Origin of the sequence: Bacillus sp. UNC322MFChir4.1, from assembly GCF_000746135.1 — a bacterium.
Lineage (GTDB): Bacteria > Bacillota > Bacilli > Bacillales > Bacillaceae_G > Bacillus_A.
On sequence record NZ_JQKQ01000040.1, the window covers coordinates 1 to 24,854 of the forward strand.

Genomic DNA, 24,854 nt, shown 5'->3' on the forward strand with positions numbered 1-24,854 from the left:
TACATATTTTTAGCGTTTTGGCAAGATTCTTGAAAATAAGAATACATACGATGTCCTTTTTTAATCCAAATCTGAAGAGTTTTATAATGTATTTGATTTTCCGTTGTCATTTTTTCACCTCCTTGTTAAGGGTATTATACCAAAACAAGAACGTACGTTTCTATTTATTTACTTGAAAATAAAATATTTTTTCGATTCACCTCACCACCTTCACATATGTTTAGAGGTGGGAGTCCTCTCGAAAGATATGATAGAAGACAACATTAAAAAGATTGTTGCCCCGTGTATTCATAATGGTAATATCTCTTGCTCCATTGCCACAATTATCCCCTACCTTTTTCTTATAGCATTTCACTACTCAAACGAAGAGTATGCAAAATTTATAAAAAACAAATCTTTATCACGTTCACCTAAAAAAATACAAGTAGGTTAGTACTGCAATTTTTTCTAATCGTACTAAAAGAAATGTTAAACAATTCGGAATCTTATGATAAAATTAGAAGCGCTTACATTATTTTAAAAGGAGCGATGCGTGTACAACATGTAACATCTTATTTTTTTTCACTTAGAAGGAGGATGTATATATGACAAAAAAAACAGAAATTCCATCACATTTAAAACCGTATGTATCAAAGCAGCATTACGATCAATACACACCAATTGATCACGCTGTATGGCGCTACATTATGAGACAAAATCATAACTTTTTAAAAGACGTTGCACATCCAGCTTATGTAAACGGATTGCAATCTTCCGGGATTAACATAGATGCCATTCCAAAGGTTGAAGAAATGAATGATTGTTTAGCACCGAGTGGTTGGGGCGCGGTTACAATTGACGGATTGATTCCTGGCGTGGCATTCTTTGATTTCCAAGGACACGGACTTCTTCCTATTGCGACAGATATTCGCAAAGTGGAAAATATTGAATATACACCAGCTCCAGATATCGTTCACGAAGCAGCTGGTCACGCCCCGATTTTACTCGATCCTACATATGCAAAGTACGTGAAATTGTTTGGGAAGATTGGAGCAAGAGCCTTCTCTACAAAAGAGGAACACGAATTATTTGAAGCGGTTCGCCAATTAACGATTGTAAAAGAAAGCCGCACATCTACACCAGAAGAAATTATAGCAGCAGAAAATGAAATAGCAGAAAAGCAAAAACATATTTCCGGTCTGTCAGAGGCAGAACAAATTTCACGCCTATTTTGGTGGACAGTAGAATACGGGCTCATTGGCGATCTACAAAACCCGAAAATTTACGGTGCAGGTCTCCTTTCCTCTGTTGGTGAAAGTAAGCACTGTTTAACCGATGCAGTTGAAAAAGTACCTTTCTCTACTGAAGCATGTATTCAAACAACTTACGATGTAACGAAAATGCAACCGCAACTGTTTGTTTGTCAGTCGTTTGAGGAGCTTATCGATTCACTTGAAGCATTCTCAGAAACAATGGCATTCCAATTAGGCGGTACAAAAAGTTTAGATAAAGCACTGCGCTCCGAAAATATAGCAACAGTCGAGCTAAATAGCGGATTACAAATGACAGGCACGCTCGCTGAAATTGTAAAAGATGAAAACGGCGAAGCAATTTATATGAAAACAAATAGTCCTACTGCATTAGCAATTCACCATGCGCAATTACAAAATCATTCCACAGTAGTACATCAAGACGGCTTCGGTACACCAATTGGCTTATTACAAAATGATCTCGCATTAGAATCTTGTACGGATGAAGAATTACACGCATTAGGAATCGTTATCGATAATAAGGCTGAGCTTACTTTTAAAAGTGGTGTACACGTAACAGGAACAGTAAGCGATATAATTAGAAATAAGGAAAAAGTCGCTGTTATTTCGTTTACAAACTGTACTGTAATGCTGAAGGACCGCTTATTATTTAATACATCATGGGGTACATTTGACATGGCAGTTGGTTCAGCTATTACTTCTGTATTCCCCGGGGCAGCAGATCCAGCAGCATTCTTCCAGATGGATGACCAAGAAGAAACAACACCTGCACCGCGTATTCAATCCGAACTAGAAAACATGTACGAAACAGTTCGCAACATTCGGGATGAAAGTTCACTACATGAACAGCACATAGAACAACTTATCGCGATTTATCACGTACTAGAACGATTTTATAAAAAAGAATGGTTACTGCGCATTGAAATTTTAGAGTTATTAGCGAGTCATAAAGTGGAGATCCCAGAACGCAGAGCATTATTACAAGAACTTTCCTCTTTTACAAATAATGAAGCCGTGCAGCGCTTAATCAATAACGGCCTTGCCTTAATTCCATTAAAGGATGGGACAAATAATGCAAAGACTAACTAATGAAGAAGTACAAGAAGAGTTAATGAAGCTCGGTAAATGGACAATAAAGGACGAAAAATGGATTGAACGAAAATACATGTTCTCGGACTATTTAAAAGGTGTCGAATTTGTTTCTGAAGCGGCCAAACTATCAGAAGAACGCAATCATCATCCGTTTATCTTGATCCAATATAAAGCGGTAATTATTACGTTATCATCGTGGAATGCCAAAGGATTAACAACACTTGATTTTGAAATGGCAAAGCAATTTGATGAGATGTTTTTACAGAACGAAAAAGCGATTATAAGATAATTTTCAAGGAACCAGCCAGAAACTTTTCTGCTGGTTCCTTTCATATATCAAAACTTATAGGAGGTTTTACATTTATATAAATTAACCTTTTTTCAAAATCGTATCTTTTAAAAACCGATCTACAAACCCTTCTGCTTTTACAACAAATAAATACAAACCCATTGTTAATAACGCTAAGTCTAACTCATATCCTGAATGCTTTCCATCCCCTAATAAGCCAAATGGTCCGTTCACTTTTACAATTGCTCCAACTAAAATAAGTGCAAATAATAATCCTACATATCTCACACCTAAACCGATAATTAATAACGCACCGCCAACTACCTCTACCGTCGCAACGCCATATGCAAGACCACCTGGTAAACCAATACTTGTAAACCAACCTGCAATATTATCGATTCCTGCTTGGAATTTCTTTAAACCATGAGCAAAAAATATTATTCCTAATACAACTCGAATTATTAAATTACCAATATATTGATTCATCTTTTCTCTCCTTTTTGTTTTGTAATACAAAACTTTTATTATCATTACAAAACATACACTAAATTTTTTTAACCGTCAATTGATTTTTATTGAGAAAAAATAAAAAAGATTTGCTATGATACAACTATCTGTTATTAAAAAGGAGCACGATTTTTATGAATATCGGTTCGACAATACGGGAAATTCGCCAGCGCAGAGGAATTACAATTGCACAAATATGTGAGGGAACAGGGCTTTCTAAAGGATTTATGAGTCAAGTGGAAAACAATAAAACATCTCCATCTATTCTTACTCTTGAAACAATCGCTCATTTTTTTAATGTTCCTCTTCCTTATTTATTGTTAGAGCAAAAAGATCGGATGAAAATTGTAAAAAAAGAAGAACGGAAATATAGTATTTACGGAAAAGATCAACAAAAAATTGAACATGTGGCCGAGCAGGGCGGACTGTGTTTATCATTAGTAGAAATTCCTGCCGGCTTTCCGATAGAAAACACACCGAATGCTCATGAAGGTGAAGAATGCCATCTTGTTTTGCGCGGAAAATTAGAAGTACAACATGGAGAAGATATTGCCATCGTAGAAGAAGGAGATTCGTTTTCTTGGAGCGCATGTGTACCTCATATCGTTCGTAATATTGGTGATGAAGCTGCACTTCTTCTTATTTCAAGCCATACTGAAAATCGAAAGCATGTATATTGAAGCATTGTGAACAAATTTGTTTGCAGTGCTTTCTTTATAGAATAAAAAGAGCAGGTTATTATTCTCCTATCCCTGCTCTTCTTATTGAATAAACGAGAACATCCATATCATGGAATACAACAGTCTTCTCATAAACCATCCCTGTCTTTCTTGCAACAAAAATAGAAGCTGGGTGATTCGGATTTATAAGAGAAATAAGTTTCTGAAGCTTTAATACTTGAAAGCTATAATCTCGAAATGCCGCTGCCGCTTCTTTCGCAAATCCGTTTCCCCAATACTTTGGCAGTAGCCAATAGCCAACTTCAATCTCTTCTTTTCCATCAACGCGTTGCTTAACAAGTCCCGCATGTCCCATTGGTTCTCCCGTTTCCCTATGTAACATTAAAAATAAACCAAGTCCACGTTCGTATCCAGGCAAGACCCAGCTCTCAAGATTTTTTTTACATTGTTCATACGTTTTTGGAGTCCCTTTCCCAATGTAACGAATTACTTGATTGTTCCCCCATAAAGAAGCGTAAAAATTTAAGTCATCCATTGTATATTTACGAAACTGTAAACGGTCTGTATGAAACATGTCCTCCCTCCCTTCTTGTCGATTCTCTTTCTATAACGGAAATAGGTAATTGTATCTGTTGCAAATGTTCACCTTGTGATTGTTTATGCAATAGAATAATAGAATGCCTTGCCATACTTGCAATTGAGGTGGAAATAGTCGTTATATTAGGATTCATCATCATCGACAGCTCCTGATTATCAAATCCAATCACACCAAAATCTTTTGGGATGCAAATTCCCATTCGCTGCGCTTCCATAATCATTCCGGCAGCTATTTCGTCACTACCTGTAAAAACCGCATCGGGAGCATTTTTCATAGATTGCATTATTTGTATCACCCGTTTCCCATCCTTTAATCCATAACAATTAGGAAATATCCATTCCTGTCGCAATGATAGATGTTGCTCACATAAAGCTCTTTTATATCCTTTATACCTTTTTCGTTGCGCCTTACTTTTTAATGTATCGTAACAAAATCCAATGCGTGTATATCCTTTTTCTAAAAGATGCTTTGTTCCTAAATACCCTGCCCGTTCTTCATCAAATTGAACTGTTGATACCAATTCTGTTTCTACATGCTCATTACATATAACAATCGCACCTGAAGTACTTACACATTCGATCTCCTCTATGGGCAAAGAAAGTGTCGCAAAAATAAGCCCATCTAGCTTCTTCGTTCTTACGTAATGGATAAATTCTCTTTCCCTCTCTGGTACATAATTTGATTGTAATATCACAACGTCATAACAATCTTCTTTTAAAATATTACTTACTTCTTGAATGAATTGACTAAAGAATGGATGGTATAAATTCGGTACTACTACACCTATTAAATTCGTTTGAAGGCGTCGTAAATCTTTTGCTACCGCTACAGGGACATAATTTTTTTCATCAATAATCGCTTGCACTCTTTCTCTTAATTCTGTTCGAACATACGGATGATGATTAATTACACGAGAAACGGTCGCTTTCGAAACCCCAGCTAATTTAGCGATATCTTCAATTGTAGAAATTTTGAATCTCCCCCTTGACCTGTAACGCATTTCAGAATGTACAGTATATAGTAAGTTATATATCTATTATAAATGGAGTGACCTTAAATATGGGAAAAATTCAAATTTTAGGAGAAATCATTCATGCAAAGGCCGTTGCTTTCGATAAGGACGGTACGTTATTTCAGGCTATCCCGTTTTGGCATGAAATTGATAGACTAAGAAAAGATAAATTTTCACAAATTGTCGGCGATGGATACGAGTCACTTTGGGAAAAAGCAGTTGGTTTCGTCCATCCTGATCAAGTTGATTTTAAAGGACTATTAGCAGTGGCCCCTGAAGAGGATGAAATCATTGTTACCGCGAGCTTGTTATATCAAATTACAAAATACCCATGGCATCACTGTAAAGAACTTGCCGCTGCTATTTTTAAAGAAAGCGATGAAGAGCTATGCATCGCAAATGCTTTTCATCCAATTGAGGGAGCAGCAGATTGTATAAGTTCCTTGCAAAGCGAAGGCATTTATGCAGGTGTTTTAACATCAGACAATAAATCACGAACAAAAAAATGTATCGAACTTCTTGGCGTGCCACCACTACATTTTCTGCTTACTCCAGAAGATGTGACGTACGGAAAACCAAACCCAGAGATGATTATAAAAACATGCGCACAACTTGGCATTGAGACAAATGAACTCATTATGATCGGGGACACTGTTGTGGATGTAAAAATGGCTAAAGAGGCAGGCAGTATTGCTGTAGGAATTGCCAATCACGAGCATGCAATAGAAGAATTAACACCGTATGCTGATTTTATCATTACAGCTTACACTGACATTCAAGTGTTAACTAAAAAAACGTTACTCAAAGACACTCTTTAAGTAACGTTTCTATTTATAGTGGCTGTTCATGCTTGTTCTCCTCTAATTTGTCACGCAGCACTCTTGCACGATAGAAAAAATAAAATGAACCGCCTAAAAAAGCAGCAATCACACCCATCATGGCAAACATTTGCACCGCTTCTTTTTGTCCATTTGGGAGTAATAAACCGAGCATTAAAAATGCACTTAGCGCTAACATGACTTGACCGAAACGAATATAATCAGCAATTTTTTGCTGTAATTCTTTCATTATTTACTCACTCCTCCTTTTCACTGTATCATATTTTCATCGTTTCGTAGGCAAGTAAATGCAGCCAATGAGGGAGAAGTTTTCCATGATATATACAAATTGAAAAGATGGGATAAAAACACTTTTCTTTTTAGAGGAGGGCGAGAATATCTAGCCATGCATAGAGACGGTCAAAGCCTTTTCCTGCCACATGCGAGGTTTAAAACAAAGAGAGAAAGCAAGTAGCAGTCACTTTTTGTTCTGCATAGCAGTGACTTACATGTTGAAAAATCAAAAAAAGAGCCGTAATCAGTACGGCTCTTTCTAATTTACACACCTTTATATGCTTGCATATACACTTCTTTTAATTCTGAAATAAGCGGTAATTTCGGATTTGCTGTTGTACATTGATCTTCAAATGCGCGTTCAGAAAGTACACCAACAACCGATTCAAATGCTTCTTTTTCAACACCTTGGCCAGCAATGCTCATATTAATATTTAATTCTTTTCCAAGAGCGATAATAGCTTGTACTAATGATTCTACTCCTTCTTCCACTGTACGTGCTGGAAGTCCAAGCATTCTTGCAATATGTGCATAGCGCTCATCTGCAATAAAGTGCTCATATTTTGGGAATAGTGCATGTTTTCTTGGTTTGATTGCATTATAGCGAATGACATGCGGCATTAAAATGGCATTTGCACGTCCGTGCGGAATATGGAATTCCGGTCCCAATTTATGTGCTAAGCTATGGTTAATACCAAGAAATGCATTTGCAAATGCCATACCAGCCATTGCTGATGCATTATGCATTTTTTCACGAGCCTCTTCATCATTGCCATCTTTATATGCACGCGGTAAATATTTAAACACAAGATCCATTGCTTTTAAAGCTAATCCATCTGTATAATCATTTGCCATAATCGATACGTACGCTTCAATTGCATGTGTTAAAACATCCATTCCTGTGTCAGCAGTGATATGTGGCGGTACTGTCATAACAAACTGTGGATCCACAATAGCAACATCTGGTGTTAATTCATAATCAGCGAGCGGATATTTAATATTGTTCTTTTTATCTGTAATAACCGCAAATGGTGTCACTTCTGAACCTGTTCCAGATGTTGTCGGAATCGCAACAAACTGCGCCTTATCTCCTAGTTTTGGATATTTACATGTACGTTTTCTAATATCTAAAAACTTTTGTTTTATACCAAAGAATTCTGTTTCTGGGTGCTCATAAAATAGCCACATTCCTTTTGCTGCATCCATCGCTGATCCGCCACCAAGAGCAATAATAACGTCCGGTTTGAAGCTTCTCATCATTTCTGCACCTTTAAATACAGTTTCATCTGACGGATCTGGTTCTACTTCAGAGAATATTTCTACTTTTACATCATTTCTATGTTGAGCTAAATAATGCGTCACTACATCAATATACCCAAGCTGCACCATTCCAGGATCTGTTACAATGAATGCGCGTGAAATGTTCGGCATACTTGCTAAATATTGCGTAGCGTGTTTTTCAAAATAAATTTTTGGCGGCAACTTGAACCACTGCATATTCTTTTTTCTATTTGCAAGTCTCTTTACGTTCATTAAATGTGTTGCCGTTACGTTTTGAGAAACAGAGTTCTTTCCGTATGATCCGCATCCAAGTGTAAGCGATGGAATGAAAGCGTTATATATATCACCAATTCCGCCTTGTGCTGACGGAGCATTTATAATAAGACGACATGCTTTCATACGTAGTCCAAACTGTTTTTGTACTTCTTTATTTGTAGAATGAATGACAGCAGAATGCCCTAATCCGCCAAGCTCTAACATATTTTCACAATGCTGTAATCCATCTTCTAATGAACTCGCTTTTATACAAGCTAATACTGGACTTAATTTTTCACGAGATAACGGATAAGCTGCACCGACTCCTTTAATTTCAGCTACAATCATCTTTGTATCTTCAGGCACTGTAATCCCTGCTAATGCTGCAATGTAATGTGCGGATTTCCCAACAATATCACTATTTACTGCACATGTATTCTCATTAATAACAAGCTTCTCTAATTTTTTTCGTTCCTCTTCTGTCACAAAGTAACAATTATTTGCGATCATTTCTTGTTTCACATCATTATAGATTTCTTTGTCCACAATAATCGCTTGTTCAGAAGCACAAATCATACCGTTATCAAACGTTTTCGATAAAATCACATCATTTACAGCACGTTTCACGTTCGCTGATTTTTCCATATAGCATGGAACGTTACCTGGTCCTACTCCTAGAGCTGGTTTACCAGTAGAATATGCTGATTTCACCATGCCTGCTCCTCCAGTTGCTAAAACAAGCGCTACACCTTCATGATTCATTAATTGTTTTGTTGCCTCAACAGAAGGCTTTTCAACCCATTGAATACAGTTCTCTGGTGCACCAGCTTTCACTGCAGCATCGTACACTGTTTTTGCAGCTGCGATAGAACATTGCTGCGCTGAAGGGTGGAATGCAAAAATAATTGGGTTTCTCGTTTTTATCGCAATAATTGCTTTAAACATCGTTGTTGATGTTGGATTTGTTACTGGCGTTACCCCAGCAACTACACCGACCGGCTCTGCAATTTCTATTACTTCCTCATGTGGATCCTCACGAATAATCCCCACTGTTTTATCATTTTTTATACTATTCCAAATATATTCAGTTGCGAAAATATTTTTAATACATTTATCCTCATACACACCGCGGCCCGTTTCTTCAACAGCCATTTTCGCAAGCGGCATATGTTGATCCACACCCGCAAGTGCCATTTCATGTACAATTTTATCAATTTGTTCCTGTGTAAAACCTTCTAATGCATGTAAAGCTTTTTGACCTTTCTTTACTAACGTCTCAATCATTCCTGTAACTTCTTGCATTTCATTTACAACTTTCTCTTTGACTACCATGTAATTTCCTCCTATTCTGCTGTTGGACTCATAAAGTCCCTTGGGGTCCAAATATGTCCCTATTAGCTTAAAAAAATAGAACTACCTTTTCTACATGAATTTTTTATTATTTGTGAAATGTTTCACATGATTATGTGTGAAGCATCTCTCTTTATATTTTTACTATACACTAGATATTTATATATGTGTGTGTCTAATTTGTGAAAAGTTTCACAAACTTAAAAGGTCGCATTACAAAGCTTGAAAAATAGAATAACAAACACTACTTCTATATAAATCTGGTTTAATGTTTCAACATATAAACCACGGAATCCAGATTATACCATCACTTTCACTTGCTTGCTCTTTTGTTTAAAATCATGGCATGTTGTAGGAAAAGGCCCTGACCGCTCCTATGCACGGCCAGATGCTCTCATCCTCCTATAAAAAGAAAAAGGTTTTTATGTCGTTTGTTAACTTATATACATATAGTGCTTGTTCCCTTATGCTAACGCTCGTGCTAAATCTTCAATTAAATCTTCTCCGTCTTCAATTCCAACTGAAATACGAATTAATGTATCTGTAATTCCTAGTTCCGCACGGCGCTCTGCTGGAATAGAAGCATGTGTCATTTGCGAAGGAATAGAAATTAAGCTTTCTACTGCTCCTAAACTTTCAGCAAGTGTAAAATATTGTACTTTTTCAAGTATAGTGTTTAATGTTTCTTGACTATCTACATCAAATGAAATAATTGCACCGAAGCCATTTGCTTGTTCTGCTGCTAAGTCATGGTTATGGTGAGTGCTAAGTCCTGGATAATACACTTTATTTACTTTCGGATGATTTTGTAAAAACTCAGCAATTGCACGAGCATTTACTTCATGCTCTTCCATACGCACTCCTAATGTTTTTAAACCACGTAGTAATAAAAAGCTATCTTGTGGTCCTAAAATACCACCTGTTGAGTTTTGTACAAAGTGAAGATCTTCTGCTAACTCTGCGTTATTTACAGCTACTACCCCAGCAACAACATCACTATGACCGCCTAAATATTTTGTTGCACTATGAAGGACAATATCTGCACCAAGTGAAATTGGTGTTTGCCAATACGGTGTCATAAATGTATTATCAACAATTGTTAATAAGCCTCGTTCTTTAGCAAGTGCTGCAATTTGTTTCATATCCGTAATTTTTAAAAGCGGATTTGTCGGTGTTTCAATATAGATAGCCTTTGTATTTGGAAGAATCGCTTCTTTTACTTCTTCTAAGTTTGTTGTATCAACAAATGTATGTTCAATACCAAAGCGATTTAATACTTTCGACATGATGCGGTACGTTCCACCGTATACATCATCCGTAAAAACAACGTGATCTCCTTTAGAGAAAAGCATCATTACTGCTGTAATTGCTGCCATACCTGATCCAAATGCAAATCCTGCATGAGCATTTTCAAGAACAGCAATTGTTTCTTCAAGAGCTGAACGAGTCGGATTTCCAGTACGTGAATATTCATACCCTTTATGATTTCCTACCCCTTCTTGTTTGTACGTACTCGTTTGATAAATCGGTACCGTTACCGATCCAGTTAAGGGTTCTCCGATATGAATACCATGAATTAACTTTGTTTTTGTTCTCATTTTATTCCCATCCTTTGTATATGTTCTTACTCAAATAGCGTTCGCTGCTATCTGGGAAAATTGTTACAATGTTTGTTCCTGGCTTTGCTTTCTCAGCTTCTAATAAGCTTGCATGTAGTGCTGCCCCCGAAGAACTGCCAACGAGGAGCCCTTCTTTTTGCGCCAGTTGTTTCACAAGAGAAAAAGCATCACGATCCGAAATCGTATGAATATCATCAAAATATGTTGGATTAAGAAATGGTGGTATAAACTCAAGCCCAATTCCTTCTGTCTCATGAGAACCAGCTTCGCCACCATTTAAAATAGAGCCTTCTGGTTCAACAATGACTGTTTTAATTTGTTGATTTTGCTCTTTCAAATATGACGCTGTCCCCATAAAGGTTCCGCCGGTTCCAGCACCAGCGACAAATATATCAATATGTCCATCTAGTGCCTCCCACAGTTCAGGCCCTAATGTTTTATAGTATGCACGTGGATTTGCTTCATTTGCAAATTGACATGGAGAATACGAATTTGGAATTTCTTTTAAAAGTTCTTCTGCTTTTACAATAGCACCTGTCATTCCTTGTGACGTTGGTGTATGAACAATTGTTGCCCCAAGAGCTTTCATAAGTTCTTGTTTTTCAATACTAAATTTTTCTGGAACGCAAACGATAACATGCAAATCATGTTCAATTGCTGCCAGTGCCAGTCCGATTCCTGTATTGCCAGCAGTCGGTTCAATAACGGTTCCCCCTGGCTTTACAAGCCCTTTGGCAAGAGCATCCTTAATTAATTCTCGTCCTAATCGATCTTTCACACTTCCACCTGGATTGAAAAATTCAAGCTTTGCAAAAATCCGAACACCTTCCGGGAGTAAAAAGCGCGTAATCTCAACGAGCGGTGTATGTCCGATTAGGTCGTGAACACTGCGATACACTTTCATCGTATTTCCTCCTCACCTAACCCCTTAAAAGAAAAAAGCAACTGTATGTATTATCTATATATGAAACAGTTGCCTTTTTGCTACATTACTTTAATTCTTCTAATACGTTTACAATAAAGTTTGTGGAATGAAGAGCTGCTTGATCTAAAAACTGCTCAAACGAAACATCCGATTCTTTACCAGCAATATCAGAAAGTGCACGAATAATAACAAATGGCACTTTATATTGATAACATACTTGTGCAACTGCTGCCGCTTCCATTTCTACTGCATACAGATCAGTAAACTTCTCACGAATAAATGCAACGCGGTTTGAGTCGCTCATGAAAGAATCTCCTGTTGCAATCATACCTTTAACAACTTGAATTCCTTCTGCTGTTTGCATACATTTTTCAGCTAATGCAACTAGTTCTTCATCTGCTGGAAATCCTGCTGGCATTCCTGGTACTTGACCGTATTCATAGTTAAATGCTGTTACATCTACGTCATGATGACGAACTTCTGTTGAAATGACAACATCGCCTACATTTAAAGAATGATGGAACCCACCAGCTGAACCTGTATTAATAATTTTTTCCGGCTGATAACGTTCTAATAAAATTGTCGTGGACATTGCTGCATTTACTTTACCGATACCAGATTTCAACAAGATTACTTCATGTCCTGCTAATGTACCTTTCGTAAATTCACAACCCGCAACTGTTTCTGTTTCTGCTTGTTCTAACTTGTCACGTAAAATACGTACTTCTTCTTCCATTGCTCCAATTACAGCAATTCTCAATCTAATCCCTCTTTCTATTGCTTCGTCGCCTCCATTACCCAAACATAATGATTCATACGAGTAAAGGTGACGTGAAAGCCATTATTTTCAAAAATAGATTGCATGACTGGAATACGCGTATAATATTCCGTTTGTAAATCATTTGCTAACTCATGAAATCCTCGCTGTTGCGCATATTCAACAGTTTTATCATATGCTTCCTGATTTACAAATATCGTGTCAGCAAACACTATTTTACCACCTTTATTTAGCAGTTGACCATACTTCGCAATCGCTACATTTTTTTCTTCATCAACTAGGTGATGAAAAGCATATGTGCTAACGATTGTATCCACATGCGAAGGAGTGACAAAGTTCAAGAAATCACCTTCTGTAATCGATACTTCTTTCGGAAGCTTTTGCTTAGCAATTGTACGCATTTCTTTTGATGGCTCTATACCGTGAACAGCACGACCAGCAGTTAATAATCTATTTGTTAAATTACCAGTACCAACGCCAAATTCTAAAACATTACCAAAAGATTTATTTACTACATCCTCTAAAATCTCCTCATAATGAGCGAAAACTTCTTTATATTGTATATCTTCACCCTGTACGAAAGAATCGTACGTATGAGCCCATTGATCAAATAGTTCATTAAATTCTGTTCCCATAGAAAATTCCCCTTTTTCTTATCGGATTTATCAGTATAATATTCCTTATCCGTTAAAAAGTCAACAAAAATGCACATGGTATTTCTCAGTTTTCTTTGATAAACTATACTATGAACATGCAGAAAGAGGTGTTCCTCATGTCGTTTACATTCGAAATGATAGAAGATAAAGTTGAGTTTTTTGAGGCAGCTAGCTTAGCATTGCTAGAAAAGAAAATCAATGAACAAATTGATAATAATAAGGCACTTATGCTAGAAGTACATCACGTTTCACATCAAATGATGATGGATCCCGAAAGCAAACGACCATATTATAGCGCTGTTGTTCACTTTAAATTGAAAAAATTGCGCTAAAAAAGAGAGAGGCTCTATGACCTCTCTCCTTTTTAGTTCAGGGTTTGAACAAGCGTTGGTTTCCAGCCCTCATTCTCTACCCAATCAATATTTACATAATATTTGTTTCCTGTTTGTTTATCTCGTACGTTACCGTATGCTTTCTGTTTTCCGTTATTTCCAATACGTTGAATTACCAACTGATCTTCTGGGATATCAATTGCATACGCAATCGCTTTTCTCATTTCATTCCAGTCTGATGTTCCTTGCTTAAACGTCATTGCTGGTGATTGTCCTTGCTCAGTACCAACTGGTTTCCAAGCTGGTTTTGTATATGCTTCTTTCGCTTGTGCAATTGTTTTCTCTGCGGATACTTTTTCGTTCTCTTTTGCCTTCTCTTCTTCTTCCGCTTTCTTCTTAGCTTCTTCTTCTTTTTTCTTTTCTTCCGCTACTTTCGCTTCTTCTTTCTTCTTAGCAGCTTCTTCTTTTTCATTCTTTTTCGCGGCTTCTTTTTCTTTCTCAGTTTGCTGCGTTACTTTTTTATCACTAGAAGCAGCCTGCTCTGTATTATCAGAAGTAAAGAATAATTGATATGCTACAATTACTACCGCTAATAGCACGATACCAATTGCAATATTCAATACACCATTTTGGCGACGCCTTTGTTGTTTTTTTTGAAATCTAGTTCCTCCTGCCATTACTCAAACCTCCATGACAATTTTCATACTTGTTATTGTAACATCAAATGCAAAAAGGTTGAAGGAGTAGGACCACTTTTTCACAAAATGAAAATATTTCTTATCACTTTCGCTATTGTTCCCACGTAGCAATCGCCTTTACATAATCAGTAAAAATACGTGTGACTACGTTGTCTTTCCTATTCGTTTCTAAATCAACGACAACTAACGCGTACCGAGGATTTTCATACGGAAAATAACCAGCAAACCAACGATTTTCATAATTCTCTTTCCCTGTTTGCGCAGTTCCTGATTTTCCTGCTATTGAAAACGGTAATGATTGATATACAGATCCCGTACCATTCGGTGCTGTTACAACGCTTCTTAGCAATTGCTGCACTTTCTTAATCGTATTTCTTTTCAGTGTTTTTCCTCGTAATACATGATCTTCAAAATGAAATACTTTCGTTCCATTTTTATATGTAATGTCCCGAACAGCTTTAACCTCTTTCTTTTCACCGCCCCTTGCAATGGTTGCCATCATATTCGCAACAGCTAGCGGTGATAAGCGAACGTCCTTTTGACCGATTGCCGTTTGTGCAATTGCTTTACGAACGTTTTTATCTCTTTCATCGCACCAAATCGTTCCCTCTTTTTCCTCTATAAGCTGCCGAAATGCAGTCGTATGAAAAACATCCCCTTCCCATCCAACACTTTTAGACGCCCCTAACGCTTCCACATACTTCTCAATCGCCATTCTATCTTTTTGTAATAGCTCACGTCCAAGCTCTGCAAACGTACGATTACAACTGCGTGCAAAGCTTTCTGTAAACGATAGCGTTCCCATCAGCTGATCAGCTTGCCCTTCTCCGTATAAGTCCCTATTGCAGTCAAATTTTCGTTTTGCTTTAAGTATTCCTTCTTCAATAGCAGCTGCTGCAATAACTGTTTTAAAAACAGATCCGGGAAAGTGCGGAATAAGCATTTGATTACTTGCCCCGCGCTTATATGCTTCCTTGCTATTTGTATGTAACGATGGTTTACTCACCATTGCTACAATTTCACTCGCCTGTACATCCAATAATACTAATCCACCCTTTTGCAACCCATACTTTTCCACGAGTTCTTCTGCTTTTAGTTGCAACCATTTGTCTATTGTTGTTTGAACTGTAACTGGATAAAAGGGGTTTCCAGGCGCGATATATTTCGCACGGTCTCCCAAAATCGGCTCCCCTTGCCTATCTATTTGATACAGCACTTTCGTTTCACCGTCAGTCATTAAAAATTCATCAAATGACTGCTGTAATCCAGAAATACCGATGGGCGTTTTGCTAGGTAACTTTTTTAATTTCTCATAACGCTTTTTATATTCTTTCTCATTTTCTCCGACTACACCGATTAAGTGCTCTGCTTCTCGGCTTCGTTGCATTCTTACTTCGGTTGCTACCATACCTAACATACCGGTACGGTTCACCTTTTCCATTTGTTCTTTTGTTAACGGAAAAGGACGATCATCTTTTTGAAATATAAATGGTTTATTTCTACTTTTCATCTGCACTTGAATATCTTTGCGAGATACACCAATTATATGGGCTATTTTCTCTAACATATCATTGTTTATTTGTAAAAATGGAAAAACAACTAAAACTGGATATCTTTCTTCTCCAAGATTTTCTCCATTCCGATCAATAAAACGTCCCCTGCCAGCGTCCACTGTGACTGCTTGTGTACGCTGGTTAACACTCTGTTCTATTAAATTAATATGTCTATCTGTAAATGACTCAGTAGCTATAAGCTGTATTTGCACCAACCTACCAATTAGTAATAATAGAATGGACATAAAACATACTAAGATGATAATCATTCTCCGCCTGATTTTCATAAAAAAACACCTCGTCTTTTCAGTTTAGACGAGGGGCCGTTCCTTTTATACAAAACAAGCTATTATTAGCGTTTTTATTTTTCTTATATAGTTTTTATTGATCTTTTGGCATCTTTAAAAATTTCTTAAGAATCGTTTTATAGTCCTCTTCATTTATTCCTGAATTTTTTGCAGCCTCAATTGAAGTAGCTGTTACTTGAGTTGCTGCTTTTAAATATTCCGAATGTAAAGCATTCATTTCATTTCTTTTTTCACTTGCGTTTTCAACCGTTACAGAATCAATACATACAATCATTTTGTCTACTATCTTTAAATAATTATTTTCTGCGTCAATTAGCTTTTGGATTTCACCTTTATTACTTATTTTAGATTGTTTTAAAAAAGTAAACGCTTGATTCACTTCATCTTTGAAAAGCTTATCATTATTCTTTGCCTGCTCTTGTAACATCTTCTTCATATCATCTATTGTCTTTTGATCCATTGTACCCTTTAACAAATACTCTGGATTACCAATCGCATAATCATACTTGATCGTTACATCTTGAAACATTCTCATTACAATAGCTAACTGATATTCTGGATCGAAATCTTCAAATTTCTCTCTCTTTTGTTCTTTTCCTAATTCTTGTTTTCCCTTTTCGCTAGTCGAATTTTTTGAAGATGCAGACGCCTCTTCCTTTTTTTCTTCTTGCTTCGGTTTCGATTCATTTGATGCACTTGTTTTATCATTAGATCCACATGCAGCTAATCCTGTCATCATAACACCACAAGTAAGTGCTACAAATAATTTTTTGTTCATAAACTTCCCCTCTTTCCTATCCCCTTTAAAATTCCTTTACACTTCAAAACGTAAAGAAATTCTTCAACTATAATATCAGAATGAAAGTCCTTATATTGTCATATTCTGTCGGATAAAATAACAATTCCTTCAAGGATAGTCCCACCTTCATTTTTTATCCCGCATTAACGGGCAGTAATACTCCCACCTCAAAATTCGGCGAGAGCATTGTCCAGCTCTAGCGGCTAGAATCTCCGGCCGTTTCGCCCCCTCGGACGAGGCAAAAAGCGCCTCTCTGTCAGGGGCGTGGGCGTCCTGCGATTCTAAACGAGCCGCTTCCGCTTTTCTTAAGAAGTTAGGCGGGAGATAAACTGCCCGTAAAAGCCCGATTGGTTCAACTAATAATCAGTGGGGAATGGAGAAAACCCCCACTGATTAAAGTTTCACTTTATTGATCACACTATTTGATATAAAACTTGGTACTGTGAATCTTGAAATGGGGGATAAATAAAAAAGGTTCACTCCTCGGAGTGAACCTTTTTTATTATTTTACAGAGACGATCTCTACTTGCATTTCTCCACCTGGAGTCTGAATTGCAACTTTTTCGCCAATTTGCTTACCTAATAAGCTTTTTGCGATTGGAGAATCATTAGAAATTCTACCTTCAAATGGATCTGCTTCCGCGCTACCAACGATTGTATATGCTTCTTCTTCTCCATCTGGTAATTCCTTGAATATTACCGTTTTACCTAACGTTACAACCGTAGAGGCTTCACCGTTATCTTCAATAATAACCGCATTGCGAATCATGTTTTCAAGCTGTGTAATACGACCTTCTACGAAAGCTTGCTCATCTTTTGCTGCATCGTACTCAGAGTTCTCAGAAAGATCACCGAAGCTGCGCGCAATTTTAATACGTTCTACAACTTCTTTACGTCTTACTGTTTTTAATTGTTCAAGTTCATGCTCTAATTTTTGTTTTCCCTCAAGTGTCATAGGGTATGTTTTTTCTGTTGCCATGTTTTCCACTCCTTTTATATACCGATCCCCCGAAAAAAGAGGAGTTCCTTATGAAAACTCCCCCGCCTTATGAAATAGCGGAAGTTTCTAGTACACGCAGCACTAGCGGAGTTGTCACATACAACCCCGTATGTTCTTATTTCTTTCTTATATCAAGAAGATATGTATAGAAAGCTAATATAAATATGCCCTCACCTAGATGTGGGTGAGGTTTGCATGTTTCATTGTATTCGATAAAAAGGGAGAAAATCCCTTCCTATCGAATATCTTTTACTATGCTATTACAAATTCACTTTTTCTTCAAGAATTGTTGCGATTTTTGTGACCATAATATCGATTGCAACATGATTTTGTCCACCTTCTGGGATAATAATATCCGCAAATTTCTTAGAAGGCTCAATAAATTGATTGTGCATTGGACGCACAACATTTACATATTGTTCAATAACAGAGTCCATCGTACGACCGCGTTCCTTAATGTCGCGCTGCATACGACGTAAGATGCGAAGGTCAGCATCTGTATCAACAAACACTTTAATGTCCATTATATCGCAAAGACGCGGGTCTTCTAAAATAAGAATCCCTTCTAAAATAATTACATCTTTCGGTTCTACTGGAATAATTTCTTCCGAACGTGTATGCAATGTATAATCATATACTGGCTTCTCAATTGACTTATACTCCAGCAACTGCTGCAAGTGCTCAATTAACAAGTCATTATCAAATGCTAATGGATGATCATAATTTGTTTTTAAACGCTCTTCCATCGGCAAATGGCTTTGATCTTTGTAATAATAATCTTGCTCTAAGATTAAAATAGAATGACCTTGAAATTGATCAAAAATTGCTTTTGTTACACTCGTCTTACCTGAACCTGAACCACCAGCAATTCCAATTACAACAGGCTTGTTCGTCCCCATTCAACTATCACTCTTTCTTATTGAAGTATGCTTTTTCGCATCATGTTGTTCACATACACTGGTCGATCCACTTTGAATTTCACGATTTGCAGCGGATGTCTCGCTGCATCTAATTCGTTTCCATCCTCATCCCAAATTTTTTCCACCGTTTGTGTAAAGTTTTCAATTTCTGGTCCAAAGAACTCCACTTCCTGACCCGGCTTGAAGTGGTTACGCTGCTCTACTGTCACAATGCCTGTTTCTTCATTATAATCTAACACTAAACCAGCAAAATCATACGTTGTTTTCTTACTATGATTTCCATACATTTGTTCTAAGTGCCCTGGAACTCCTTCAAAGAATGCAGGAGCTGTATCACGATTTGCGCATTTATCAAGCTCTTCTAACCATTCTTGTTTAAACTCGAAGTTGTCTGGATCCTCGCAATATGCATCAATTACTTTACGGTATACAGTTGCAACAGTTGCAACGTAGTGAATGGATTTCATGCGCCCTTCTACTTTTAAGCTGTCAATCCCAATTTCGATCATTTTCGGAATCGATAAAATAAGGTTTAAGTCTTTTGGACTCATTGCAAACGGAGCATCTTGTTCCTTAAATAAAGGAAGTTCTTCTGCTTCTTTATGTTGTGATACTGTTTGAATTAGGTCATAATCCCAGCGACAAGACTGACAGCAACCACCACGGTTAGAGTCACGTGCCGTCATATGATTACTTAACGTACATCTTCCAGAATATGCAATACACATTGCACCGTGGACGAATGCTTCAATTTCAATATCAACGTGCTCTTTAATTTCCTTCATTTCTTCATATCCTACTTCACGAGCCAGTACAAGACGATGTAAGCCTTCTTCTTTCCAATACTGCGCTGCTTTCCAGTTGGATAATGATTGTTGTGTACTTAAATGCACTTCAACAGAAGGCGCAACGCGTTTACACGTCTCAATAATAAGTGGATCTGCAACAATAATCCCCGTTACACCAGCTTTTTCAATCCCTTTTAAATATTCTTCTAACCCATCCATATTTTCATTATGAGCAAAGATATTTGTCGTTACATATATTTTCGCACCATATTTTTTCGCAAATTCAACGCCTTCTGCCATTTCTTCTAGCGTAAAGTTGCCTGCATTTGAACGAAGACCAAATTCTTGTCCACCTAAATATACAGCATCTGCACCGTAATGGATAGCTACTTTTAATTTCTCTAAGTTACCAGCGGGTATTAATAACTCAGGTTTCTTCACAATCACACGTTTTCCGTCAATCACACGTGAAATTTCTTTGACTGTCATATGCTGAACCTCCTTTTTAATAAACCGTTTCTTTAAAGAAGAATCCCGTATCTAATGGACGATTTACCGGTTGGATTTCTTCGATTTCTTTATATAAGTCGTCTTTTACGTCATAATACGCATCGCGATCTTCTACACATAAATCAATAGCCTTACGATATTTCTTCGTTACTTCCACAATGTAGTCTGAGCTCTTTAATACACCATCAATTTTTAAACTATCGATTTCAGCATCAATTAACTCATCTAATTCGTCGATAAAACAAATATCGTTCGGACTCATAATGTGAGTGCCATTTGCATCTTCATAAATTGGATATTTATTATTACGTTCTTGATCATGTAAAAATATGTTTTCTTCGTATTTCTTCTTTTCAATTTCCATCTCACGGCCTTGATATTCAAAGTAGTTTCCTACTAAAGAACGCTTTGATTGGAACATGCATGTCATTCCGTGAATTTGTACTTCCACTTCAACTTCTGCACTTTCTTTTAATTCCACAATTTCATCTAAACTTAACTCGCGGGCAAGAACGGCACGTTTTGCACCTTTTCGTCCCCAATAGTTACATGTAAACCAGTTCGTTGCTGTTGTTTCTGTATTCCAGTGCATTTTCATATTTGGTGCAACTTCACGCACTGTCATTAGTACAGCTGGATCTCCAAATACAACCGCATCTACGTTTACTTCTTGTAAAAATGAAACGTAATCTTTTAATGCTTCTACTTTCTCATTGTGGAACATCGCATTCATTGCGATATATACTTTCATATTATTTTCATGTGCAATCGCTACTGCTTCTTTTACATCTTCGCGAGAAAATTCGCCGGCTAAACGTAAGCCAAACTCTTGTTCACCAATCATTACTGCATCTGCGCCTGCTTTTGCAAGTGGTTCGATATCTGCCACTGTTTTTGGCGTTACTAACAATTCAGGTTTTTTCATTGCTTGTCACCCTTTCTTTTTACTCACTGCTACTCCGTCACCAATTGGGAAAATGGTTGTATCATATCCTTCATGATTCATGAGCCACTCGTTATACGTTTTAATTCGTCTAATTAAACCGCGTGTACGTCTATTTTCAATATGTTCCTTTGTCGTCACAAGACCGTGATATAGTACATTATCTGAAATGATGACACCGCCAGGATTTAATAACGGCTCATAGATATCGAAAAAGCGACGATATTGTCCTTTTGCCGCATCAATAAAAATAACATCAAATGTGCCATGTTCTTTTACTTGGTCCCCTGTTTCTAAAGCATCTCCAAAGATAAGAGAAATGCGCTCTTTTACTAAGGAACGATTTATATATTCAAGTGCTTTTTCATATCGATCTGCATTTCGCTCTACTGTCACAATGCTTGAATTTGGAATAGCTTGCATCATGCGAATGCTAGAATATCCAATTGCTGTACCAAGTTCTAATATGCTCTTTGGCCCAATTAAGCGCAAAAATTGCAACATAAATTCCATGCCAAGACGATCCATAATTGGTACATGTTGCTCACGTGCATACTGTTCCATTTCAAGAATGAGCTCATCTTTCGGATCGATAAAAGACAGCAAATATTCACAAACTACATCTTGTTGCTCCATTGATAGTCCTCCTTATCGCATGGAGAAGTAAAAAAGAATATTGTCTCTATGTGGAAAGAAAAGTACAAGCCCGCTCTATCCTTAGCTTGTACGTCCCGTTTCTATATTAAAAACGATTCTTCTACCAGTTTTTAACCCGCTATATTTTATCATAAAAAAGAGGGATATGCGAATTTTTCTCGCTTCCCTCAAAAAATTTACGATTGCTTTTGTATAATATATTTTTGTTTTAACGCATTGTGTTCTTCTAATGTCTTCGCATAGTACACTTGGCCATTTGGCGCTGCTAAGAAATAATAATAGTCTGTTTTTTCAGGTTCAAGTGCTGCTTGTACTGATTTTACACTAGAATTCGAAATTGGTCCAACTGGTAATCCTTTTATAACGTATGTATTATACGGAGAGTTTACTTTTAAATCATCGTATAATACACGCTCTTTATGCTTCCCTAATGCGTATAACACTGTTGGGTCTGTTTGCAAAGGCATTCCTTTCACTAAACGATTATAGAACACGCTTGCAATTTTTTGACGATCCGTATAACCTGTCGCTTCTTCTTCAATAAGTGAAGACAACGTTAATAATTGATGAACATCCCAATTTTTCTCTTTCATCTTCTGTTCATTTTCAACAATGAGCTTGTTTGTTTTCTCTAACATTGGAATAATAATTTCCTCTAACGTTAGGTCCTTTTTATAAAAAGGATATGTTGCTGGATATAAATATCCTTCCAATGGGTATTTAATATTTGCATCATAAATTTTATCTGTTAATAGAGTAGGGTATTTCTTCTGTAATTTTTGTACAAATGCTTTATCGTTTAGTTGGCGGACAACATCTTCTTTTTTCCACTTCAATTCCTTTGCAATTGTATCTGCAATTTCAACCACTTGTGCGCCTTCTTTAATTGTTACTTTATAAACAACTGGACGATGCACATTACCTGATGACATTTCTGCTATTACTCCCTCTACATTCATCGATGGGTTTAACAAATATGTACCAGCTTGTAAATTTTTAGATTTCATTTTTACATAAAAACTAAATATAGTCCCGTTTTTCACAATTCCTTTGTCTTCTAAAATCTCTCCAATCTTACTGATAGAAGAACCTTTTGGAATTTCCACTTCAATTTCCTGTTTACTTGCTGTATTTAGTGGTTTTAAAGCTGATGTAACATACATATATGCACCACCGCATACAACAAGTAACGCGATGAAAATAACCGTAATCACTCGTCTTAGTTTTTTCGTTTTTCTTTGATCCACTACCGCACTTCCTCCTTACTCCCCATTATAGACTGCACCGGTATACCCTATACAAAATCTACGGAATATTAAAAAACATGTCTATTCGTAGACATGTTTTCCTTTTTTCTACAATCTGTATTATTATACTACAAATAATTGTACGCTTTCGACAAAAATCATTCATCATGCATTTTAATTTTTCGACATCTAAGTTGCTGCCACGCAGAATAAAGTGAAACTTTAATCAGTGGGGATTTTCTTCATCCCCCACTGATTATCAGCCCTCACCAATCGGGCTTTTAAGGGCAGTTTATCTCCCACCTAACTTCTTAAGAAAAGCGGAAGCGGCTCGCTCAGAATCGCAGGACGCCCACGCCCCTGACAGAGAGGCGCTTTTTGCCTCGTCTGAGGGGGCGAAACGACCGGAGATTCTAGCCGCTGGAGCTGGACAATGCTTTCGCCGAATTTTGAGGTGGGAGTATTACTGCCCACGAATAGCGGGGTAAAACATGCCCGCCACTTGCTTTCTCCCTTTGTTTTCAACATCGCATGTGGCAGGAAAAGGCACTGACCGCTTCTATACATGGCCAGATGTTCTCGCCCCACTAAAATTTATGTCGGATTTTTAATTAGCATATATAGTACCTTATAAAGCAAACAAACTGATTTCAATATGAAATCAGTTTGTCATTTACCTTATTACGCTTCTTCGCCTTCTTCTTCAGCAAGAGTGTTAAACATTTCTTGTACCATTTCCCACTCTTCTTCTGATTCGATTGGAAGTAATGTACCACCAGACTCATCTTCGTTTTGCTCAAAAGCCATTGCATCATAAATTGGATCGCCATCTTCGTCAACTTCACCGATTGGTGAGAATACTACGTAAGATTTTTTCCCGAATTTTTCAGCATCAAAAGTGAAAATAATTTCACATAGATGTTCGTTACCTTTTTCGTCAACAATTGTAATTTGATTTTCTTCCATCATGGTCACCTCTTATTTACTATCTAAATATCCTTGTAAAATTACGACAGCCGCCATCTTATCAATGACTTGCTTTCGTTTTTTTCGGCTTACATCTGCCGAAATGAGCAAGCGCTCCGCTGCCATTGTTGACAGACGTTCATCCCACAGTACAACCTCTAATTGCACGAGTTCACCCAAGCTTTCCGCAAATTGCTGGCAAGCTTCGCCGCGCGGACCGATTGTACCATTCATGTTCTTAGGCAATCCTACTACTATCTTGTCCACATTGTACTGTTTTACTAATTCAGAAATACGATTAAAACCAAACTCGCCTCTTTCTGCATTAATTTTAATCGTTTCTAAACCTTGTGCTGTCCAGCCCATCTCATCGCTTATTGCAACGCCGACTGTTTTTGTACCAACATCTAAACCTAATATACGCATAAACTACTCCTCACGATGATGTTTCAAGTAAGACTTAACAAGCTCCTCAATCAATTCATCACGTTCTAGCTTACGAATAATATTGCGAGCATCTTTATGACGAGGTATGTATGCTGGATCACCACTTAATAAATAACCGACGATTTGATTAATCGGATTATATCCTTTTTCTTGAAGTGCATCATACACAGTTAACAGTACGTCATTGACATGGACATTTTGTTTTTCTTCTTGGAAGTTAAACTTCATCGTTTTATCGAATCCGTCCATTTTAAGCACCTCACTTTACTAGGTATAGGGAGA

General features: G+C 37.1%; 26 protein-coding genes. 5 read left to right on the top strand and 21 right to left on the bottom strand.

Annotation, left to right across the window (positions count from 1 at the left end; all coding sequences use genetic code 11):
- The first annotated feature begins 584 nt into the window (after positions 1 to 584).
- Both BR72_RS14875 and BR72_RS14880 read left to right on the top strand, forming a co-directional pair.
- Positions 585 to 2,339, top strand: a complete 1,755-nt coding sequence (locus tag BR72_RS14875) for an aromatic amino acid hydroxylase (RefSeq protein WP_035434137.1) — start codon at positions 585 to 587, stop codon at positions 2,337 to 2,339.
- Entirely contained in the window at positions 2,320 to 2,631 is a 312-nt protein-coding gene (locus BR72_RS14880) for a 4a-hydroxytetrahydrobiopterin dehydratase (protein WP_035434200.1), read from the top strand. Before BR72_RS14875 ends, BR72_RS14880 begins: the two co-directional genes overlap by 20 nt.
- Positions 2,632 to 2,712: 81 nt before the next feature.
- Here BR72_RS14880 and BR72_RS14885 read toward each other — a convergent pair whose 3' ends face one another.
- Positions 2,713 to 3,117 carry a DoxX family protein gene (locus BR72_RS14885; RefSeq protein WP_035434139.1) on the bottom strand — a complete coding sequence of 135 codons (405 nt, stop codon included), beginning with the start codon at positions 3,115 to 3,117 and terminating at the stop codon, positions 2,713 to 2,715.
- A 155-nt stretch (positions 3,118 to 3,272) separates the two neighbouring features.
- On the opposite strand from BR72_RS14885, the gene BR72_RS14890 reads away from it, so the two are divergent.
- Positions 3,273 to 3,818 carry a helix-turn-helix domain-containing protein gene (locus BR72_RS14890; RefSeq protein ID WP_035434140.1) on the top strand — a complete coding sequence of 182 codons (546 nt, stop codon included), beginning with the start codon at positions 3,273 to 3,275 and terminating at the stop codon, positions 3,816 to 3,818.
- A 58-nt stretch (positions 3,819 to 3,876) separates the two neighbouring features.
- Here the strand turns inward: BR72_RS14890 and BR72_RS14895 are convergent, their stop codons facing one another.
- Together BR72_RS14895 and BR72_RS14900 are read right to left on the bottom strand one after the other, a co-directional pair.
- Positions 3,877 to 4,392 carry a GNAT family N-acetyltransferase gene (locus tag BR72_RS14895; RefSeq protein ID WP_035434142.1) on the bottom strand — a complete coding sequence of 172 codons (516 nt, stop codon included), beginning with the start codon at positions 4,390 to 4,392 and terminating at the stop codon, positions 3,877 to 3,879.
- Positions 4,361 to 5,416: a LacI family DNA-binding transcriptional regulator gene (locus tag BR72_RS14900; RefSeq protein WP_081904900.1), complete on the bottom strand. Its 1,056-nt coding sequence runs from the start codon at positions 5,414 to 5,416 to the stop codon at positions 4,361 to 4,363. The genes BR72_RS14895 and BR72_RS14900 overlap by 32 nt, the downstream gene beginning before the upstream one ends.
- 59 nt (positions 5,417 to 5,475) lie before the next feature.
- Here BR72_RS14900 and BR72_RS14905 point away from each other — a divergent pair, with 59 nt between their 5' ends.
- On the top strand, positions 5,476 to 6,246 hold the full coding sequence (locus tag BR72_RS14905; protein ID WP_035434144.1) for an HAD family hydrolase: 771 nt from the start codon (positions 5,476 to 5,478) through the stop codon (positions 6,244 to 6,246).
- Positions 6,247 to 6,259: 13 nt separating this feature from the next.
- Here BR72_RS14905 and BR72_RS14910 read toward each other — a convergent pair whose 3' ends face one another.
- From BR72_RS14910 to BR72_RS14935, 6 genes are all read right to left on the bottom strand, one after another.
- Positions 6,260 to 6,496: a YrhC family protein gene (locus tag BR72_RS14910; protein WP_035434145.1), complete on the bottom strand. Its 237-nt coding sequence runs from the start codon at positions 6,494 to 6,496 to the stop codon at positions 6,260 to 6,262.
- 308 nt (positions 6,497 to 6,804) lie between these two features.
- On the bottom strand, positions 6,805 to 9,408 hold the full coding sequence (adhE, locus tag BR72_RS14915) for a bifunctional acetaldehyde-CoA/alcohol dehydrogenase (RefSeq protein ID WP_035434147.1): 2,604 nt from the start codon (positions 9,406 to 9,408) through the stop codon (positions 6,805 to 6,807).
- Between the two features lie 482 nt (positions 9,409 to 9,890).
- Entirely contained in the window at positions 9,891 to 11,024 is a 1,134-nt protein-coding gene (locus tag BR72_RS14920; RefSeq protein WP_035434149.1) for a bifunctional cystathionine gamma-lyase/homocysteine desulfhydrase, read from the bottom strand.
- A 1-nt stretch (position 11,025) separates the two neighbouring features.
- Entirely contained in the window at positions 11,026 to 11,949 is a 924-nt protein-coding gene (locus tag BR72_RS14925) for an O-acetylserine dependent cystathionine beta-synthase (RefSeq protein ID WP_035434151.1), read from the bottom strand.
- An 85-nt stretch (positions 11,950 to 12,034) separates the two neighbouring features.
- The gene (mtnN, locus tag BR72_RS14930; RefSeq protein ID WP_035434153.1) at positions 12,035 to 12,730 is read right to left on the bottom strand and encodes a 5'-methylthioadenosine/S-adenosylhomocysteine nucleosidase; all 696 of its coding nucleotides are present in this window, start codon (positions 12,728 to 12,730) and stop codon (positions 12,035 to 12,037) included.
- Between the two features lie 14 nt (positions 12,731 to 12,744).
- Positions 12,745 to 13,383 (bottom strand): class I SAM-dependent DNA methyltransferase, encoded by a 639-nt coding sequence (locus BR72_RS14935; RefSeq protein ID WP_035434155.1) that lies wholly within the window; start codon positions 13,381 to 13,383, stop codon positions 12,745 to 12,747.
- A 137-nt stretch (positions 13,384 to 13,520) separates the two neighbouring features.
- Here BR72_RS14935 and BR72_RS14940 point away from each other — a divergent pair, with 137 nt between their 5' ends.
- Entirely contained in the window at positions 13,521 to 13,736 is a 216-nt protein-coding gene (locus tag BR72_RS14940; protein ID WP_020060864.1) for a YrzA family protein, read from the top strand.
- A 32-nt stretch (positions 13,737 to 13,768) separates the two neighbouring features.
- On the opposite strand, the gene BR72_RS14945 is transcribed toward BR72_RS14940, so the two are convergent.
- The 12 genes from BR72_RS14945 to BR72_RS15000 form a co-directional block, all read right to left on the bottom strand.
- Entirely contained in the window at positions 13,769 to 14,413 is a 645-nt protein-coding gene (locus BR72_RS14945; RefSeq protein ID WP_035434158.1) for a YrrS family protein, read from the bottom strand.
- A gap of 112 nt (positions 14,414 to 14,525) precedes the next feature.
- A complete protein-coding gene (locus BR72_RS14950) occupies positions 14,526 to 16,274 on the bottom strand; it encodes a peptidoglycan D,D-transpeptidase FtsI family protein (protein WP_035434159.1) in 1,749 nt (582 codons plus the stop codon).
- A 94-nt stretch (positions 16,275 to 16,368) separates the two neighbouring features.
- Positions 16,369 to 17,073, bottom strand: coding sequence for a hypothetical protein (locus BR72_RS14955; RefSeq protein ID WP_035434161.1), 705 nt, complete (start codon positions 17,071 to 17,073; stop codon positions 16,369 to 16,371).
- A 523-nt stretch (positions 17,074 to 17,596) separates the two neighbouring features.
- Positions 17,597 to 18,073, bottom strand: a complete 477-nt coding sequence (gene greA, locus BR72_RS14960) for a transcription elongation factor GreA (RefSeq protein WP_035434162.1) — start codon at positions 18,071 to 18,073, stop codon at positions 17,597 to 17,599.
- A 281-nt stretch (positions 18,074 to 18,354) separates the two neighbouring features.
- Positions 18,355 to 18,993 carry a uridine kinase gene (udk, locus tag BR72_RS14965; RefSeq protein ID WP_035434163.1) on the bottom strand — a complete coding sequence of 213 codons (639 nt, stop codon included), beginning with the start codon at positions 18,991 to 18,993 and terminating at the stop codon, positions 18,355 to 18,357.
- A 17-nt stretch (positions 18,994 to 19,010) separates the two neighbouring features.
- A complete protein-coding gene (locus BR72_RS14970; RefSeq protein WP_035434164.1) occupies positions 19,011 to 20,291 on the bottom strand; it encodes a peptidase U32 family protein in 1,281 nt (426 codons plus the stop codon).
- Positions 20,292 to 20,307: 16 nt separating this feature from the next.
- Positions 20,308 to 21,237 carry a peptidase U32 family protein gene (locus BR72_RS14975; protein ID WP_035434166.1) on the bottom strand — a complete coding sequence of 310 codons (930 nt, stop codon included), beginning with the start codon at positions 21,235 to 21,237 and terminating at the stop codon, positions 20,308 to 20,310.
- 6 nt (positions 21,238 to 21,243) lie between these two features.
- Entirely contained in the window at positions 21,244 to 21,891 is a 648-nt protein-coding gene (locus BR72_RS14980; protein ID WP_035434168.1) for an O-methyltransferase, read from the bottom strand.
- Positions 21,892 to 22,088: 197 nt separating this feature from the next.
- Complete coding sequence (gene mltG / locus BR72_RS14985; RefSeq protein WP_035434170.1) at positions 22,089 to 23,159, bottom strand: endolytic transglycosylase MltG; 1,071 nt, start codon at positions 23,157 to 23,159, stop codon at positions 22,089 to 22,091.
- 681 nt (positions 23,160 to 23,840) lie between these two features.
- Positions 23,841 to 24,125, bottom strand: a complete 285-nt coding sequence (locus BR72_RS14990) for a DUF1292 domain-containing protein (protein ID WP_035434172.1) — start codon at positions 24,123 to 24,125, stop codon at positions 23,841 to 23,843.
- A 12-nt stretch (positions 24,126 to 24,137) separates the two neighbouring features.
- Complete coding sequence (gene ruvX, locus BR72_RS14995) at positions 24,138 to 24,551, bottom strand: Holliday junction resolvase RuvX (protein ID WP_035434173.1); 414 nt, start codon at positions 24,549 to 24,551, stop codon at positions 24,138 to 24,140.
- 3 nt (positions 24,552 to 24,554) lie between these two features.
- Complete coding sequence (locus BR72_RS15000) at positions 24,555 to 24,821, bottom strand: IreB family regulatory phosphoprotein (protein ID WP_035434175.1); 267 nt, start codon at positions 24,819 to 24,821, stop codon at positions 24,555 to 24,557.
- Positions 24,822 to 24,854: the final 33 nt, after the last annotated feature.

Bases quoted from the DNA above. Each gene is read 5' to 3' on its own strand.
- BR72_RS14875 (WP_035434137.1), top strand. From the start codon at position 585: ATGACAAAAAAAACAGAAATTCCATCACATTTAAAACCGTATGTATCA.
- BR72_RS14885 (WP_035434139.1), bottom strand. From the start codon at position 3,117: ATGAATCAATATATTGGTAATTTAATAATTCGAGTTGTATTAGGAATA.
- BR72_RS14890 (WP_035434140.1), top strand. From the start codon at position 3,273: ATGAATATCGGTTCGACAATACGGGAAATTCGCCAGCGCAGAGGAATT.
- BR72_RS14895 (WP_035434142.1), bottom strand. From the start codon at position 4,392: ATGTTTCATACAGACCGTTTACAGTTTCGTAAATATACAATGGATGAC.
- BR72_RS14900 (WP_081904900.1), bottom strand. From the start codon at position 5,416: ATGCGTTACAGGTCAAGGGGGAGATTCAAAATTTCTACAATTGAAGAT.
- BR72_RS14905 (WP_035434144.1), top strand. From the start codon at position 5,476: ATGGGAAAAATTCAAATTTTAGGAGAAATCATTCATGCAAAGGCCGTT.
- BR72_RS14910 (WP_035434145.1), bottom strand. From the start codon at position 6,496: ATGAAAGAATTACAGCAAAAAATTGCTGATTATATTCGTTTCGGTCAA.
- adhE (WP_035434147.1), bottom strand. From the start codon at position 9,408: ATGGTAGTCAAAGAGAAAGTTGTAAATGAAATGCAAGAAGTTACAGGA.
- BR72_RS14920 (WP_035434149.1), bottom strand. From the start codon at position 11,024: ATGAGAACAAAAACAAAGTTAATTCATGGTATTCATATCGGAGAACCC.
- BR72_RS14925 (WP_035434151.1), bottom strand. From the start codon at position 11,949: ATGAAAGTGTATCGCAGTGTTCACGACCTAATCGGACATACACCGCTC.
- BR72_RS14935 (WP_035434155.1), bottom strand. From the start codon at position 13,383: ATGGGAACAGAATTTAATGAACTATTTGATCAATGGGCTCATACGTAC.
- BR72_RS14940 (WP_020060864.1), top strand. From the start codon at position 13,521: ATGTCGTTTACATTCGAAATGATAGAAGATAAAGTTGAGTTTTTTGAG.
- BR72_RS14945 (WP_035434158.1), bottom strand. From the start codon at position 14,413: ATGGCAGGAGGAACTAGATTTCAAAAAAAACAACAAAGGCGTCGCCAA.
- BR72_RS14950 (WP_035434159.1), bottom strand. From the start codon at position 16,274: ATGAAAATCAGGCGGAGAATGATTATCATCTTAGTATGTTTTATGTCC.
- BR72_RS14955 (WP_035434161.1), bottom strand. From the start codon at position 17,073: ATGAACAAAAAATTATTTGTAGCACTTACTTGTGGTGTTATGATGACA.
- greA (WP_035434162.1), bottom strand. From the start codon at position 18,073: ATGGCAACAGAAAAAACATACCCTATGACACTTGAGGGAAAACAAAAA.
- udk (WP_035434163.1), bottom strand. From the start codon at position 18,993: ATGGGGACGAACAAGCCTGTTGTAATTGGAATTGCTGGTGGTTCAGGT.
- BR72_RS14970 (WP_035434164.1), bottom strand. From the start codon at position 20,291: ATGACAGTCAAAGAAATTTCACGTGTGATTGACGGAAAACGTGTGATT.
- BR72_RS14975 (WP_035434166.1), bottom strand. From the start codon at position 21,237: ATGAAAAAACCTGAATTGTTAGTAACGCCAAAAACAGTGGCAGATATC.
- BR72_RS14980 (WP_035434168.1), bottom strand. From the start codon at position 21,891: ATGGAGCAACAAGATGTAGTTTGTGAATATTTGCTGTCTTTTATCGAT.
- BR72_RS14990 (WP_035434172.1), bottom strand. From the start codon at position 24,125: ATGGAAGAAAATCAAATTACAATTGTTGACGAAAAAGGTAACGAACAT.
- ruvX (WP_035434173.1), bottom strand. From the start codon at position 24,551: ATGCGTATATTAGGTTTAGATGTTGGTACAAAAACAGTCGGCGTTGCA.
- BR72_RS15000 (WP_035434175.1), bottom strand. From the start codon at position 24,821: ATGGACGGATTCGATAAAACGATGAAGTTTAACTTCCAAGAAGAAAAA.